The organism is Geobacillus uzenensis (assembly GCF_002217665.1).
GTDB lineage: Bacteria > Bacillota > Bacilli > Bacillales > Anoxybacillaceae > Geobacillus > Geobacillus subterraneus.
Window position 1 is genome coordinate 205,488 of sequence record NZ_NEWL01000001.1, and the last position, 14,414, is coordinate 219,901.

Here is a 14,414-nt window from a genome sequence, read left to right on the forward strand (position 1 = left end):
AACGGGTGTGTATCATACATACAGTGAGACTAAGGGCAGGCGGAAGGAGGGAAGCAAGGTGAACCATATCGATATGACGGATGCGCGCATCTGGCGGCCGTGGGGCTTTTGGCGGCCGTTCGGTTTTCCGTTTTTTGGCGCTCCGTTTTTTGGCGGCTTTTTAGGCGGGCTGCTCGGCAGCGCATTGTTCCCGCCGTTTTTCTATCCGTACTGGTATGGCCCGATTTGGTGGTGAGAAAGGAGCAAGGGTTGGGCGGACAGCCCACCCTCTTTTTTTGTTTTGTGCATATGAATAAAGTACCGCATCTTATCCATGAAGGAAAGGAGAAAGAAACGATGCCATTTCCAGGTTTGTTGTTTGGTGCCCCGTTCATCGGCGGGTTTTTAGGCGGATTGCTCGGCGGCGCCCTCGCTCCGCGCCCGTTTTATCCGTACCCGCCATATCCGCCGTACCCGGGCTGGTGGTATTGAACCTAGCCATGAAGAATAAGCATCCCGTCGGTGAAACAGGGATGCTTATTCGATGATTCCGGTGTCGCGGATCGTCACCTCGGCGGTGACGCGGATCGGAAGGTGGCTGTAGTTCTTATAAAAATCGCGGTGGCGAAACTGTCGGTAACGGCTCGCGGCCAGATCGCCGAAGCCGATCGGATCGATGTGTTTTTCTTGAAAACGGCGGAGAAGAGCCGCGGTTTTCGAACGAATTTGTTGTTCGAATGTTTTTTCGACAGACTTGCGGACATCGAATGTGAATGCCCCACGTTTGTATTCGCGTACGACTCCTTCAAGCGCAAGATGAACATGAATATGCGGGCGGGTTTTTGGTCCTGAAAAGGAAATGGTCCGCTTTGTTGAGATATTTTTAATGGATACGTAGTGTTGGCGATTCAATCGGATCGTATGGGTACCTTCACTGTAGGCATCGGCTGCGATTTTAAAGTAGAACATATCACTCCGCCCAATCGTATCGACCATCCGATCGTTGCGAAAGAGAGCAACACCGATCACTTGTACATCTTCACCCACCCGGCGTATATATGGCAAAAAAGGATCTTTTCCGTCCGCATAGTACGTTTTTAAAAATAAATGCAAATTTGTTTTGGGCAAATCGCGCTGCTCGATATTTTGTTTTAGTAAGTTCGAGAGATAAATGCCGCTTCCTTGCCGGCCGTAACGTCCTTCGAGCAAACGTTCAGCTGTCCCATCGACCACCGCCAAATACAGTCTCGTCCCGATGCTCGCATCGCGGTGGAATTGATCGACAAAGGGAAAAATCCCTCGTTTGGCCAGGCGTTTTCCGTACAAGGCGGTCTCAATGCTTCCGTTGACGAGCGGCTCAGATGTTTTATATTGCAGTTCTTCGAGCACGTCTTTTGCCGTGGGGGAAACGGCTGTCAACGTTTTGTTTGCTGTTTCTCCTTTTTTGTAAACCGGGATGAGAACGGTTCCCCGAATTTTCTCTTTTCCTGCTTCGTCAAACCCGACCGCGCTTTCAATGTTGATATCATCCAAAATTTCTTTGCGAAGACAGCCGCAAAGGATCGCGACGGTGAACCCGATCAACAGAGCGGTTCGTATGCTCATACGTTTCCTCTCACTTTCTTCACAATATATGTAATGCCTGCAAGACAAGGAATCCATATATAAAGGAAATAAAAGCCGACTCTGTTTAAAATGGTGTTAACGAAGTCTACTTCTTTGCGGTCATGAATGAGCAGCGTGCTGAAAAAACAAATGGCGGCAATGACGAGCAACGCAGTTTTTTGGCGGACCGGAAAAAGCTGCCTGCATATCCGTGAAGAACACCATAATCCTAAGCAGACGTTCGGCAAAATAATCAGCAGCCAGTTGGCGATGCCGATATATTCGAAGCGTTCAATGAACGGCAATTCCACCATTTTCCACATCGTTAACGTCGGCCAAATTTGCCGCTGCAGTTGTTTTTCGCTAAAATATGCCAATGTCAATACGGTAAGCAACGCATAAAACAATGTCGTCGTCAATAAGGCGGCATGCGCCCATTTGGCGGACTGGTTTCCGCGCTTGATAAAAGGGTAAAAGAGCAAAATCGTTTCGTATCCAAGCATCGTCAATGTCATTTGTTTCGCCGCCTTCACAATGGTTGAAGGGGGATGATCCAATATCGGAAGCAGCTGGTAAAAGTCAGTGTAATCAAGGACAAACCAAAAGGTAAACAACAAATAGCTCGGAATGATCAAGCAAAAAAAGCAAATGCCGACAACAACCCGGAATCCGCCAACGGTAATGTATAGACAAAGAAACAAAAATGCGAGTGAAAATTCCCATGTTTTCAAGTCAGGAAACATCCATACTTGAATCACTTCGATATATGTGCGCAGAACGACAAAGGCCATAGCGGCAAAGTAAAGGGCAAGCAATGACGAAAGGGCTCCTCCGACCCAGCGGCCGAAAAGGCGCTGATGAAGGAGGAGGAAATCGCCATCTGCCTGTTGCAGCAACCAGTATAGCACGATGAGAATCAGATGGGACGAAGCGCCGGCAAGCAGGACGGAAATCCAGGCATCATGTCCGGCTGTTTTCGCGATGACCCGCTGAAATCCGAGCACTCCGACACCGATTTGCATGGACACGATCACAAAAAAGGTCATGAAAGGTGAAACTTGTAGACGTTCGGCAACAGAAGCCATCGTCGTCCTCCTGTCGGTTTGTCATTCGTCGATGTCCCGTTTTTCTTTTGCCTTTTTCCTATTAAAGCGAATGGGCTGCTCGGGCCGCAATGTTTCCGGCCGTTTCGATTGGCTTGTAAACGGCAGGCGGATGAGCGCGTCTTTTAAATCCCGCCAACGGGGCGGATATAAAGGAGCAAGGAACGGACGACCGAGCGAAGTTAAGTAAAGCAGATGGGTCATGACAATACAAAAACAAAAAGCAACGCCAAGCAACCCCCACATTTCAGCGAACAGGATAAAGGGAAAACGCATCAAGCGAATGGTGTTCCCGATTTTATAAACGGGAGTAGTAAAGGAAGCCAGTGCGGCGAGCGCCACTAAGATGAGCAAAACATTGCTTGTCAAACCGGCTTCAACGGAGGCGGTTCCAATAACAATCCCGCCCACGATCCCGATCGTTTGGCCGACTTTCGTTGGGAGCCGCGCCCCGGCCTCCCTCAATAGCTCAATCGTTAGTTCGAGAAACAACACTTCCAAAATGGGTGGGAACGGAATTTCCCTTCTTGATGTAATCAAGGTGCCGAGTAAATCTTTTGGAATCAGTTCGTAATGATAGTTCAACGTCGCTACATAGATCGGCGTGATCAAAATGGAAAAGGTGACCGAAAACAGGCGGATGAGACGGAAAAACGATGCGATCGTCCAATTGAGAAAATAGTCTTCAAAGGATGAAAAAAATTCCACTAACGTCGTCGGACCAATCAACACGTGCGGAGATCCATCCACCATAATTGCTACTTTTCCTTCGGCCAGCACGGCAGCGACTCGGTCCGGGCGCTCCGTATCGAGCAGCTGCGGAAAGGGGGAGTGCCGGTTGTCCGAAATAATTTGTACGATATAAGAGCTGTCGATCATCTCGTCAAATTCCACTTGTTCGATGCGCTGAAGAACCGTTTGGACGTTGTCGGGATTAGCAATGCCATCAATATACACAACGGCGACTTTCGTTTTCGACAGCGTTCCGACCCTTGTCATTTTGACCGTCAAACGGTCGATCGGGATTCGTTTGCGCAATAAGTACAAATTTGTTTCCAACGATTCAATAAACGACTCCTTCGGGCCGACGACGCTAAATTCCACTTCGGGGATAGTGAGTGTCCGTTCCAATGTTTTTTGCGCCTTTATGAGCAGCCCGGTTTCGTCCGTTTCATGAAGGCGGATGAATAAATATCCCTCGAGCAGTTTGGCCTTTACATCATTTGGGTCGCTAGAGATATAGGCGTCGTCGATCGGAAGAGCTTGGCGTATATCTTCTAAAGATGAAAACGGACGATGAAACAAGTATGGGAAAATAGAGCGAGCGACAGTTTCTATATCAACCATCGGCTTGATATACGACACCCATAGATAGAGACCGGATGTGTCGTTCCGGTACACTTTCGTTTGGAAATCCATCGAGCTTCCTAATGTTTGCAGCGTCGCCCATACGGATGGCGGTGGAGCTGTCATCCCTCTCCCCCTTTGTGTTGAGACTTTCTCATTGTCAGACGAGAAAGAGGATGTCCGCGCGCACTAGAGGACATCCTCGTTTGCTTTCTTCACTGCAGTTGGTTTCCTTGATAAGGGAACTGGCTGGTATACCCTTGGAACTGCTGGTACGTTTGCTGGAGCTTTTGCGGATCAGCCGCTTCGAGCTTGTACCAGCCTTTTTTAAACATTAAATTGTACAGGTCGCGCTGGCAGTTTTGCGTTTCCGTAAAAATGTTCATCATATCTTGGTATAACGGTTGGTTGCTCGCCTCATGCAAAAACACGCTGTAAGAGAGCGTCATATATTTTTCCGTCGTCAACATATCGTTCAAAAAGTCGCGCTCATTCATTTGCGGTGTTTTCGGCACTTGCGTTTCCGGGTTTTGCACTTGTCTTGTGTTCATGCGGCTTTCCTCCTTTTACATGACCGGCGGTTGCGGCGGGTTTTGCAAATGGCGCAAAATCATGTTGTAATGGCGCTGGTGCATTTGCCCGGCGCGCTCGATCGCTTGCACCACCTCGGGATCGCGGCATTGCGAGGCGAAAAAGTGCGCTTTTTTCGCTGCGAGCAAGTTCCATGACATCATATCGGAAAAATACATGGCGTCTTTTGAGGACACCATTTGCGGCGGCTGCGGCATCGCCGCTTGCGGGTTCATTTGCGGTTGTTGCTGCATCGTTTGTCGCTCCTTTCACTCATTGTTCGCTTGTAGATTGTCCATCGGGTGGAAAATTATACACAAATAAAAAATAAACAGCAGGGAAAAAACATATTCAATGGAGCGGAAACATGGTACAATAAGGGTGGTGAATGCGTTTCCATACAAGGGGGCTTACAACTGTGGAGCAACTGATGCGAGACTTTTTCTTGTTCCTGTCGAAAAATAAAACGTTGACAAAGTTGGCGAAGCAATACGGCCTCCGCTTCGGCGCTTCGAGATTTGTCGCCGGCGAAACGATTGATGAAGCGGTGCGCGTCATCCGCCAGCTGAACGAAAAAGGGTTGGCCGTCACGGTCGACTACTTAGGGGAATTTGTGGACAATGAGCGGGAAGCAAACGAGATGGCAAGGCACTGTCTTGAGGCGATTGAGGCGATCAGCCGGGAAAAATTAAACTCGCAGCTGTCGTTGAAAATGACATCGATGGGGCTTGATATTTCCGATGACCTTGTGATGCGCAATATGCGCCGCATTTTAGAGGCGGCGAAACAGCGCGGCGTGTTTGTGACGATTGACATGGAAGATTACTCGCGCTGTCAAAAGACGCTCGATATTTTTAAGCGGTTGAAAACAGAGTACGATAACGTCGGCACGGTGCTGCAGGCGTATTTATACCGGACGGAAAAAGATATTGACGATTTAAAGTCATACCGCCCGAATTTGCGTCTCGTCAAAGGGGCGTACAAAGAATCGCCGGAAGTGGCGTTCCCGGACAAAAAGGATGTAGATGAAAACTTTAAAAAGATCATTAAACAGCATTTGCTGAACGGCAACTATACGGCGGTGGCGACGCATGACGACGCCATCATTGAATATACGAAGCAGCTCGTCAAGGAATACAACATTCCAAACAGCCAATTCGAGTTTCAAATGCTGTACGGCATCCGCCCGGAGCGCCAAATCGAGCTGGCGCGCGAAGGGTATACGATGCGCGTGTACGTCCCGTATGGCACGGACTGGTACGGCTATTTTATGCGCCGGCTGGCTGAGCGCCCGGCCAATGTGGCGTTCGTCTTAAAAGGGATGATCCGGAAGTAGGGGGAGAGCGGCGGCAGCGCCGCCTCCGCTTTCAAGGTCGGCTTGGGCGACCGTTGCGAATCAGCGGAGACGAAACGCCAGCGGCGTTTAGTCTCCTTGCATATTATGCTTTTTGTACTGCTGGTTTTGGCTTGTCCGCTTGCCGCCGCCGTCCGCCTCAACCGTCGGGCCGGCGTTTCCTTTCACGCTGGCTGCACTGACGCCGCCTTTGGACGGATTTTTTTTCACCCGAGCCATCGCCTTCACCTCCTTTTCCTAGTATGGACAAAAACCGGGTTGCGATGTGGGAAAAATGTGCGGCAAATATATTGCGAAAATTACCAACATACTATATATTTAAGTATAGAGAACGTTTTCACTTTTATTTTTTTCACCAAAAAATGAATGATGATTCATTCAATGGTGTGAGGGGGGAACCGAAATGGCAAAACGCATTCGGCGCGCTGCGGTGCTTGGATCCGGCGTCATGGGGTCAGGCATTGCCGCCCATTTGGCGAACGTCGGCATTCCGACGCTGCTGTTGGACATTGTGCCGCGGGAATTGACGAAAGAGGAAGAAGCAAAAGGTTGGACGCTCGAGCATCGACAAGTGCGCAATCGCCTTGCTGATCAAGCGTTGCAAAAATTGCTGAAACAAAAACCAGCGCCGCTTATGACGAAAGACAACATTACGCTTATTGAAACGGGCAACTTTGAAGATGACTTCCATCGGCTCGCCGAAGTCGATTGGATTATTGAAGTCGTCGTCGAAAACCTCGACGTGAAAAAAAGCGTCTTCGCCCGCGTGGATGAAGTGCGGACGCCGGGGACGATCGTCAGCTCGAACACATCCGGCATTTCGATCGCCGCGATGGCGGAGGGGCGTTCGGATGATTTCAAAAAACACTTTTTAGGCACGCATTTCTTCAACCCGCCGCGCTATTTAAAGCTGCTTGAAATCATTCCGACGGAGCATACCGATCCGGATGTGGTCGCCTATATGAAAACGTTCGCCGAAGACGTGCTCGGCAAAGGCGTCGTGCTGGCGAAAGATACGCCGAACTTCATCGCCAACCGGATCGGCACGTACGGACTGCTTGTCACCGTCCGGGAGATGATGGAAGGCGGCTATAGCGTCGGCGAGGTTGATTCGGTGACGGGGCCGCTCATCGGCCGGCCGAAAAGCGCGACGTTCCGCACGCTCGATGTTGTCGGGCTCGATACGTTTGTCCATGTTGCCAACAACGTGTACGAAAACGTCGAGGGAGAGGAAAAAGAAGCGTTCCGCGTGCCGGAGTTTATGAACACGATGCTTGACAACGGCTGGCTCGGCAGCAAATCTGGACAAGGGTTTTTCCTCAAGCAAGGAAAAGACATTCTCGAGCTGAACTACGTCACGATGCAATACGAGCCGCGCAAAAAGCTCGTCACCCCGGCGGTGGAAATGGCGAAGCAGGCGAAAGGAACGGCCGCCAAGTTGCAAACGCTCGTCTACGCCGATGGCGACCGCGCCGGCACGCTTCTATGGAACATCATCGCGCCGACGCTTCTATATACGTCCGGGCTTGTCGGGGAGATCGCCGATGACATCGTGGCGATCGACCGGGCGATGAAGTGGGGGTTCGGCTGGGAGCAAGGACCGTTTGAACTGTGGGATGCGATCGGCCTTGAAAAATCGGTGCGCAAAATGCAGGCCGAAGGGCGCGACATTCCGGCGTGGATTACGGACATGCTCGCCGACGGAGCGACCTCGTTCTATCAAACGAAAAACGGCCAGCGGTTCTATTATGCGCCCGGCGGATATAAAACAGTAGAAGAGAGCGAAAAAGTCATCCACATCCGCCGGCTGAAAGAAACGCGCGGCGTCATCAAGAAAAACGCCGGTGCGAGCCTCATCGACCTCGGCGATGACGTGGCGCTTTTGGAGTTCCATTCGCCGAACAACGCGATCGGTGCGGACATCGTTTTCATGATCAACGAGGCGCTTGAGGAAGTGAACCGCAACTACAAAGGGCTGGTCATCGGCAACCAAGGGAAAAACTTCTGCGTCGGCGCGAACCTGGCGATGATGCTCATGGAAGCGCAGGACGAAAATTTCTTTGAACTCGAGCTAGCAGTCCGGCAGTTCCAGCAGGCGCTTTTGAAAATGAAATACAATCCGAAACCGGTTGTTGTGGCGCCGTTTGCTATGACGCTCGGCGGCGGGGCGGAAGTGAGCTTGGCGGCTTCGCGCATCCAAGCGGCGGCGGAAACATACATCGGGCTCGTCGAAGTCGGCGTCGGCTTGATTCCGGGCGGCGGCGGCAACAAGGAGCTGTACATCAAACGGTTGAACAGCCTGCCGAGCGGGACGGATGTCGACTATGTCAAAGTGGCGGCCAAAACGTTTGAAACGATCGCCATGGCGAAAGTGTCAACATCAGCGGCCGAAGCGCGCGAGCTTGGCTTTTTAAATGACCGCGACGGCATGACGATGAACGGTGATCATCTTCTTTACGAAGCGAAACAGGCGGTGCTCGCCTTATATGAAGACGGTTATCGCCCGCCTGTAAGGAGAAAAGTTCCGGTAGCCGGTGAAAGCGGCTATGCAGCCATGCTGCTTGGCGCGCAATCGATGTTCCATTCCGGCTACATTAGCGAGCACGATTTGAAAATCGCCAAAAAACTCGCGTACGTCTTGGCCGGCGGCCGCGTGCCATACGGGACGGAAGTGGATGAACAATACTTGCTCGACCTTGAGCGTGAAGCGTTCTTAAGCTTGATCGGCGAGCCGAAGACGCAAGCGAGAATGCAGCACATGCTTGTGAAAGGAAAACCGCTCCGCAACTAGGGCGGACGAATGTTAAGGGGGGATTGGCGTGAGAGAAGCGGTGATTGTCGCAGGAGCGCGCACACCGGTCGGGAAAGCGAAAAAAGGGACGCTCGCCCATGTGCGGCCGGACGATTTAGGGGCGCTTGTCGTCAAAGAAACGCTAAAACGGGCAGGAAACTATGACGGGAATATCGACGATCTAATTATCGGCTGCGCCATGCCGGAGGCGGAGCAAGGGCTGAACGTCGCCCGCAACATCGGGGCGCTCGCCGGGCTGCCGTATACGGTGCCGGCGATCACGATCAACCGGTATTGCTCGTCCGGATTGCAGGCGATCGCCTATGCGGCCGAACGGGTGATGCTCGGCCACTCCGATACGGTCATTGCCGGCGGGGTCGAATCGATGAGCATGGTGCCGATGATGGGCCATGTCGTCCGCCCGAACGCGCGTCTCGCTGAAGAAGCGCCGGAATATTACATGTCGATGGGACACACGGCGGAACAAGTGGCGAAAAAATACGGCGTCAGCCGCGAGGACCAAGATGCGTTTGCCGTGCGCAGCCATCAGCGGGCGGCGAACGCGCTGGCTGAGGGGAAATTTGATGAGGAAATCGTGCCGGTGGAAGTGACGGTGCGCAAAGTCGAAAACAACAAACTCGTCGAAGAGAAAGTGGTCTTTACGCAAGATGAAGGGGTGCGGCCGGACACGAACATGGAGACGCTCGCGAAACTGCGCCCGGCGTTTGCCGTCAACGGTACGGTCACAGCGGGCAACGCCTCGCAAATGAGCGATGGGGCTGCGGCGGTGATGGTCATGGACCGCGAAAAAGCGGAGTCGCTCGGCCTGAAGCCGCTCGGCAAGTTCCGTTCGTTCGCCGTCGCCGGCGTGCCGCCGGAAGTGATGGGGATCGGTCCGGTCGCGGCTGTGCCGAAAGCGTTGAAACTGGCCGGCCTTGAGCTGTCCGACATCGGCTTGATCGAGTTGAACGAAGCGTTTGCGTCCCAATCGATCCAAGTCATTCGCGAACTTGGGCTTGATGAGGACATCGTCAACGTCAACGGCGGGGCGATCGCCCTTGGCCATCCGCTCGGCTGCACGGGGGCGAAGCTGACGTTGTCGCTGCTTCATGAAATGCGGCGCCGCAACGTGCAATTTGGCATTGTCACGATGTGCATCGGCGGCGGCATGGGGGCCGCGGGCGTCTTTGAACTGCTGTAATGCGAAGCCAACGGAAATGTAACCGGGCGGCCGCGCCGCCCGGGCAATCACGATATTTGGGGGAGGAAACGAACGATGGCAAAAACGGTGGACAATGCGATTCAAGGCGGCAGCTTTTTAATTGAGGACATTCCGGCAGCACGCGTATTTACGCCGGAAGATTTCACCGACGAGCATCAAATGATCGCCAAAACAACGGAAGAGTACGTCAACAACGAAGTGCTTCCGCAGCTTGAGCATCTTGAAAACCATGAGTTTGACCGTTCGGTGAAACTGCTTCGCAAGGCGGGCGAACTCGGGCTGTTGAGCGCCGACATCCCGGAAGAGTACGGCGGCTTGGGGCTTGACAAAGTAAGCTCCGCCATCATTGCGGAAAATATGGCGCCGGCCGGCGGCTTTGCCATCTCGCACGGCGCGCACGTCGGCATCGGATCGCTGCCGATCGTCTTGTTCGGCACGGAAGAACAAAAACAAAAATATTTGCCGTATTTGGCCACGGGCGAGAAAATCGCCGCCTATGCTTTGACAGAACCGGGATCGGGTTCTGACGCCCTTGGCGCGAAAACGACGGCGAAATTGAACGCTGAAGGGACGCACTACATTTTAAACGGCGAAAAACAATGGATCACCAACTCCGGCTTCGCCGATGTGTTTGTCGTCTACGCGAAAGTAGACGGCCAGCATTTCACTGCGTTCATCGTTGAACGCGACTTCCCGGGCGTCTCAACCGGTCCGGAAGAAAAGAAAATGGGGATTAAAAGCTCGTCGACACGGACGCTCATTTTGCAAGATGTGCCGGTTCCGAAAGAAAACGTGCTCGGCGAAATCGGCAAAGGCCATGTCATCGCCTTCAACATTTTGAACATCGGCCGCTACAAACTCGGACTCGGGGCGGTCGGCGGGGCGAAACGGGCGCTTGAAATCACGCTGAAATACGCCAACCAACGTCAGCAATTCAAACGGCCGATTTCGCAGTTTACGCTGACGCAAGAAAAATTTGCGACGATGGCAGCGCGCTTGTATGCAGCGGAAAGCTCCGTCTACCGCACGGTCGGCTTGTTCGACGAACGGATGGGCTTGCTCGATGCGGAAAAGGCGAAAGACGGCAGAGAAATTGCCAAGTCCATCGCCGAATACGCGATCGAATGTTCGTTGAACAAGTTTTTCGCGACGGAAGTGCTCGATTATATCGTTGATGAAGGCGTGCAAATTCATGGCGGCTACGGCTTTATGCAAGAATATGAAATCGAGCGCGCCTACCGCGATTCGCGCATTAACCGCATTTTCGAAGGGACGAACGAAATCAACCGCCTGCTCGTGCCGGGCATGTATTTGAAAAAAGCGTTAAAAGGCGAACTGCCGCTCTTCCAAAAAGCGCAGCAGCTGCAGGAAGAGCTCATGATGATGACGGCCGAAGAACCGGGCTCCGGCGTGCTTGAACAAGAGAAATATTTGGTGCGCAACGCGAAAAAGATCGCCTTGATGGTCGCCGGCCTGGCAGCGCAAAAATACGGCCAACGGATCGAGGAAGAACAAGAAGTGCTTGTCAATATCGCTGACATCGTTTCCAACATTTATGGCATGGAATCGGCGCTTTTGCGCACAGAAAAAGCGATTCAAGCGGGCGGGGAAGAGAAAAACAAACAAAAAGTGTTGTATACGCAAATTTTCTGCCAAGAGGCGTTCAATAAAATCGAAGCCGATGCAAAAGAAACGCTCGTTGCTGTCGAGCAAGGCGACACGCTCCGGATGATGCTCGCCGCTCTCCGCCGGCTGACGCGCCATACGCCGATCAACGTGATCGCGAAAAAACGCGAAGCGGCGGCCGCCCTCATTGAAGCGGAACGGTATATTGTGTGATAATAAGAAGTACCAGGGCTGTCCTGGTACTTTTTTCTGTCAGAGGCGAAGGCCGAAGTGTCGACAAAGAGGGGGAGGCGCCGATAGCGGCGGCCAAGGGTGAATCCGCGAACAGTTGTAAAGGAGGGTAGCTATGGCGCTGACGTTGTATTGGTATCCGAAATGCGGGACGTGCCGGAAGGCGAAACGGTGGCTTGATGAGCACGGGATCGAGGTGCAAACGGTGCACCTTGTCGACGAGCCGCTGACGAAAGAGGAGCTGGCCCGCTTGCATCGCCAAAGCGGACTGCCGCTTAAAAAATTTTTCAATACAAGCGGGATGAAATATCGCGAGCTCGGATTAAAGGACAAGCTTGACGGCGCATCGGAGGAGGAGATGCTCGAGTGGCTCGCCTCGGACGGGATGTTAGTGAAACGGCCGATGTTAACGGATGGCGAACGGGTCATTGTCGGATTTCGCGAGCAAGCGTATGAGTCGTTTTTCGCCGGGCGTCTGTCGGCAGAAAGATAAAAATTTTCACCAAAATGAAATGAACTCAGTGAGTTTTTGTCGAAAATCGGTTATGATGAAAAAGAATACAATTTGTCGCAATGGAGGGATTCGATGAACACGCCAAAAGAACTTCGCTATTCTAAAGAGCACGAGTGGGTGCGCGTCGAAGGGGACAAAGTGCGCATCGGCATTACCGATTTTGCCCAATCAGAGCTTGGCGACATCGTGTTTGTCGAGCTGCCGGAAGTCGGAACGGAAATTACGGCGAATGAGCCGTTCGGCAGCGTCGAGTCGGTGAAAACCGTTTCGGAACTGTATGCGCCGATCAGCGGCACGGTCGTCGAAGTGAATGAAGCGTTAAACGACAACCCGGAATATGTGAATGAATCGCCGTATGAAAAAGCGTGGATGATTGTCGTTGAACCGAACGATTTAAGCGAAGTCGACAACTTGTTGACGGCTGAACAATACGAGGCGATGGTCAACGAAGGATAAACGTTCCTGCAATCTCCGCCTCCGATTTCGGGCACTCTATACATACCGGAACTTGATTGAAAAGGGGTGCTCCCGATGGCGCTGCAACGAACGCGCATCGATATTACGGACCGGGTGACCGGCAAGCTGAACGGCCGCTCGTTGGACTTGTACGAGGAAGGGGAGCTCATCGGGCGCTTTCCGCTTCCGGCGGCCGTCCAGTTGAAAAATGGGTATACCGAACAGAACGGAAAAATCTACAAAGATGTGACCGCTACCGTTGAACCGGACCAAAAATATGTCGATTGCGACGGGGAGGCGGGATGGTGTTAAAAGGCAACGGTGGATGGCCGTTGCTTTTTTTTCAACCTTTTGCCGGCGCAGGACATACAATATGGTATCCTTTTTGAAGTTAGGTGGGTCGGACATGCGACGGGCAGAAAAAGTGATTATCGTAGAAGGTCGATCAGATAAACAAAAAGTGGCGGCCGTGCTGAACGAACCGGTCGTCATTATTTGCACGAACGGCACGATCAGTGATGCGCGCCTTGAGGAGCTGGCTGATGAGCTGGAGGGCCAGGATGTATACGTGCTTGCGGACGCCGATGAGGCAGGGGAGAAGTTGCGTCGGCAGTTTCGCCGCATGTTTCCGGAGGCGGAACATATTTATATTGACCGGGCGTACCGCGAAGTGGCTGCCGCTCCGCCTTGGCATTTAGCCCAAGTGCTGCTGCGCGCGCATTTTGACGTCCGCATCGACTCGTTAATGAGAGGAAGAGGCGAGTGAAACCGATTGAACGAATAGAGGTCCAACGGACGGTGAGTGAGCAGCCGCTTATGGCTCTTTATTTGTATACTCCGCTGTGCGGCACGTGCCAGCTGGCGAAACGGATGTTGACGGTGGTTGAAGAGCTGTTTCCGGCGCTGCCGTTTTACGAAACAGACGTGAATTATATTCCGGAGCAAGCAGCCGTTTGGAAAATTGAAAGCGTTCCTTGCTTGCTTCTTTTTGTTGGCGGAACGATGGCCGGCAAATGGTATGCGTTTCATTCCGTCCCTTACTTGTATGAGGAAATTCAAGCTCGGTTGCCGCGCTGACTACCTGCCTTTTTTTGACGCCATTTGACATATTTCTTTGGAAATGACAAAAATAGCGTTGGTTCGCCACAATGACTGTCGAGATTTTTGTAAAGGATTCCTCCCCCTCTGTATGGAAATAAAGGGAACAAAGGGAGATGGGGGGATGGTCAATGGAAGTGCGTCAGTTAGTGGGACAGTTCATGGAACGGATGCAAATGTTGCGCCATTTATTGCCGATTTTGCCGGATGAGCAATTGTGTGTGCGCTTTGAGAGTGAAGAAGGCGTCGCTTTGCTGACGATCGGCAAGGAGCCGGCTGCCGCAGCAAGCGAAAAGGACGAACGAAACACGTTAACGGTGCGCGGCTCAACGAAAGCGCTTGAGTCGTTGCTGAGCGGCGAGCTGAAGCTGCAGCAGCTCGTCCGGCTGCAGGAAGTGTACGTATCGGGAAGCTTTCGCCATATGTTGTTGCTGGAATCGCTCCTCCATTTGGCCAAGCCGTATCGTCATGTTGGGTAAAAAATTTGTTGACACTGTTCGACATCCAATGATACAATC

The 14,414-nt window shown here is 52.3% G+C and carries 18 protein-coding genes; 12 read left to right on the forward strand and 6 right to left on the reverse strand.

Annotation, left to right across the window (positions count from 1 at the left end; all coding sequences use genetic code 11):
• The first annotated feature begins 58 nt into the window (after positions 1-58).
• Positions 59-235, forward strand: coding sequence for a hypothetical protein (locus B9L21_RS17500; RefSeq protein ID WP_168157865.1), 177 nt, complete (start codon positions 59-61; stop codon positions 233-235).
• A 101-nt stretch (positions 236-336) separates the two neighbouring features.
• Positions 337-471 (forward strand): hypothetical protein, encoded by a 135-nt coding sequence (locus B9L21_RS18020; protein ID WP_020961144.1) that lies wholly within the window; start codon positions 337-339, stop codon positions 469-471.
• 45 nt (positions 472-516) lie between these two features.
• Here B9L21_RS18020 and B9L21_RS00915 read toward each other — a convergent pair whose 3' ends face one another.
• The 5 genes from B9L21_RS00915 to B9L21_RS00935 all read right to left on the reverse strand — a co-directional run bounded on the left by B9L21_RS00915 (position 517) and on the right by B9L21_RS00935 (position 4,858).
• Entirely contained in the window at positions 517-1,584 is a 1,068-nt protein-coding gene (locus B9L21_RS00915) for a Ger(x)C family spore germination protein (RefSeq protein WP_063164815.1), read from the reverse strand.
• Positions 1,581-2,669, reverse strand: coding sequence for a GerAB/ArcD/ProY family transporter (locus tag B9L21_RS00920; protein WP_063164816.1), 1,089 nt, complete (start codon positions 2,667-2,669; stop codon positions 1,581-1,583). The genes B9L21_RS00915 and B9L21_RS00920 overlap by 4 nt, the downstream gene beginning before the upstream one ends.
• A gap of 21 nt (positions 2,670-2,690) precedes the next feature.
• Positions 2,691-4,160 carry a spore germination protein gene (locus tag B9L21_RS00925; protein ID WP_063164817.1) on the reverse strand — a complete coding sequence of 490 codons (1,470 nt, stop codon included), beginning with the start codon at positions 4,158-4,160 and terminating at the stop codon, positions 2,691-2,693.
• Positions 4,161-4,249: 89 nt separating this feature from the next.
• The gene (locus B9L21_RS00930) at positions 4,250-4,585 is read right to left on the reverse strand and encodes a spore coat protein (RefSeq protein ID WP_063164818.1); all 336 of its coding nucleotides are present in this window, start codon (positions 4,583-4,585) and stop codon (positions 4,250-4,252) included.
• A 15-nt stretch (positions 4,586-4,600) separates the two neighbouring features.
• A complete protein-coding gene (locus B9L21_RS00935; RefSeq protein WP_063164819.1) occupies positions 4,601-4,858 on the reverse strand; it encodes a hypothetical protein in 258 nt (85 codons plus the stop codon).
• A 164-nt stretch (positions 4,859-5,022) separates the two neighbouring features.
• On the opposite strand from B9L21_RS00935, the gene B9L21_RS00940 reads away from it, so the two are divergent.
• Positions 5,023-5,940: a proline dehydrogenase family protein gene (locus tag B9L21_RS00940; protein WP_063164820.1), complete on the forward strand. Its 918-nt coding sequence runs from the start codon at positions 5,023-5,025 to the stop codon at positions 5,938-5,940.
• A gap of 87 nt (positions 5,941-6,027) precedes the next feature.
• Here the strand turns inward: B9L21_RS00940 and B9L21_RS00945 are convergent, their stop codons facing one another.
• Positions 6,028-6,177 carry a YuzL family protein gene (locus tag B9L21_RS00945; RefSeq protein ID WP_082816511.1) on the reverse strand — a complete coding sequence of 50 codons (150 nt, stop codon included), beginning with the start codon at positions 6,175-6,177 and terminating at the stop codon, positions 6,028-6,030.
• 184 nt (positions 6,178-6,361) lie between these two features.
• Here B9L21_RS00945 and B9L21_RS00950 point away from each other — a divergent pair, with 184 nt between their 5' ends.
• The 9 genes from B9L21_RS00950 to B9L21_RS00990 all read left to right on the forward strand — a co-directional run bounded on the left by B9L21_RS00950 (position 6,362) and on the right by B9L21_RS00990 (position 14,375).
• Positions 6,362-8,749 (forward strand): 3-hydroxyacyl-CoA dehydrogenase/enoyl-CoA hydratase family protein, encoded by a 2,388-nt coding sequence (locus B9L21_RS00950; protein ID WP_063164821.1) that lies wholly within the window; start codon positions 6,362-6,364, stop codon positions 8,747-8,749.
• 28 nt (positions 8,750-8,777) lie between these two features.
• Entirely contained in the window at positions 8,778-9,950 is a 1,173-nt protein-coding gene (locus B9L21_RS00955; RefSeq protein WP_063164822.1) for an acetyl-CoA C-acetyltransferase, read from the forward strand.
• Between the two features lie 75 nt (positions 9,951-10,025).
• Positions 10,026-11,810 (forward strand): acyl-CoA dehydrogenase family protein, encoded by a 1,785-nt coding sequence (locus tag B9L21_RS00960; RefSeq protein ID WP_063164823.1) that lies wholly within the window; start codon positions 10,026-10,028, stop codon positions 11,808-11,810.
• 133 nt (positions 11,811-11,943) lie between these two features.
• Positions 11,944-12,321, forward strand: coding sequence for an arsenate reductase family protein (locus B9L21_RS00965; RefSeq protein WP_063164824.1), 378 nt, complete (start codon positions 11,944-11,946; stop codon positions 12,319-12,321).
• Between the two features lie 93 nt (positions 12,322-12,414).
• Positions 12,415-12,798: a glycine cleavage system protein GcvH gene (gene gcvH, locus B9L21_RS00970; RefSeq protein WP_063164825.1), complete on the forward strand. Its 384-nt coding sequence runs from the start codon at positions 12,415-12,417 to the stop codon at positions 12,796-12,798.
• 75 nt (positions 12,799-12,873) lie between these two features.
• A complete protein-coding gene (locus B9L21_RS00975; protein ID WP_063164826.1) occupies positions 12,874-13,110 on the forward strand; it encodes a YusG family protein in 237 nt (78 codons plus the stop codon).
• A gap of 94 nt (positions 13,111-13,204) precedes the next feature.
• Positions 13,205-13,564, forward strand: a complete 360-nt coding sequence (locus B9L21_RS00980) for a toprim domain-containing protein (RefSeq protein WP_063164827.1) — start codon at positions 13,205-13,207, stop codon at positions 13,562-13,564.
• Positions 13,561-13,875 carry a thioredoxin family protein gene (locus B9L21_RS00985; RefSeq protein ID WP_063164828.1) on the forward strand — a complete coding sequence of 105 codons (315 nt, stop codon included), beginning with the start codon at positions 13,561-13,563 and terminating at the stop codon, positions 13,873-13,875. The genes B9L21_RS00980 and B9L21_RS00985 overlap by 4 nt, the downstream gene beginning before the upstream one ends.
• 152 nt (positions 13,876-14,027) lie before the next feature.
• Positions 14,028-14,375, forward strand: a complete 348-nt coding sequence (locus tag B9L21_RS00990) for a sterol-binding protein (RefSeq protein ID WP_063164829.1) — start codon at positions 14,028-14,030, stop codon at positions 14,373-14,375.
• Positions 14,376-14,414 lie beyond the last annotated feature (39 nt).

Bases quoted from the DNA above. Each gene is read 5' to 3' on its own strand.
- B9L21_RS00950 (WP_063164821.1), top strand. From the start codon at position 6,362: ATGGCAAAACGCATTCGGCGCGCTGCGGTGCTTGGATCCGGCGTCATG.
- B9L21_RS00925 (WP_063164817.1), bottom strand. From the start codon at position 4,160: ATGACAGCTCCACCGCCATCCGTATGGGCGACGCTGCAAACATTAGGA.
- B9L21_RS00965 (WP_063164824.1), top strand. From the start codon at position 11,944: ATGGCGCTGACGTTGTATTGGTATCCGAAATGCGGGACGTGCCGGAAG.
- B9L21_RS00990 (WP_063164829.1), top strand. From the start codon at position 14,028: ATGGAAGTGCGTCAGTTAGTGGGACAGTTCATGGAACGGATGCAAATG.
- B9L21_RS00945 (WP_082816511.1), bottom strand. From the start codon at position 6,177: ATGGCTCGGGTGAAAAAAAATCCGTCCAAAGGCGGCGTCAGTGCAGCC.
- B9L21_RS00935 (WP_063164819.1), bottom strand. From the start codon at position 4,858: ATGCAGCAACAACCGCAAATGAACCCGCAAGCGGCGATGCCGCAGCCG.
- B9L21_RS00960 (WP_063164823.1), top strand. From the start codon at position 10,026: ATGGCAAAAACGGTGGACAATGCGATTCAAGGCGGCAGCTTTTTAATT.
- B9L21_RS00980 (WP_063164827.1), top strand. From the start codon at position 13,205: ATGCGACGGGCAGAAAAAGTGATTATCGTAGAAGGTCGATCAGATAAA.
- B9L21_RS00920 (WP_063164816.1), bottom strand. From the start codon at position 2,669: ATGGCTTCTGTTGCCGAACGTCTACAAGTTTCACCTTTCATGACCTTT.
- B9L21_RS00930 (WP_063164818.1), bottom strand. From the start codon at position 4,585: ATGAACACAAGACAAGTGCAAAACCCGGAAACGCAAGTGCCGAAAACA.
- B9L21_RS00915 (WP_063164815.1), bottom strand. From the start codon at position 1,584: ATGAGCATACGAACCGCTCTGTTGATCGGGTTCACCGTCGCGATCCTT.
- B9L21_RS00975 (WP_063164826.1), top strand. From the start codon at position 12,874: ATGGCGCTGCAACGAACGCGCATCGATATTACGGACCGGGTGACCGGC.
- B9L21_RS18020 (WP_020961144.1), top strand. From the start codon at position 337: ATGCCATTTCCAGGTTTGTTGTTTGGTGCCCCGTTCATCGGCGGGTTT.
- gcvH (WP_063164825.1), top strand. From the start codon at position 12,415: ATGAACACGCCAAAAGAACTTCGCTATTCTAAAGAGCACGAGTGGGTG.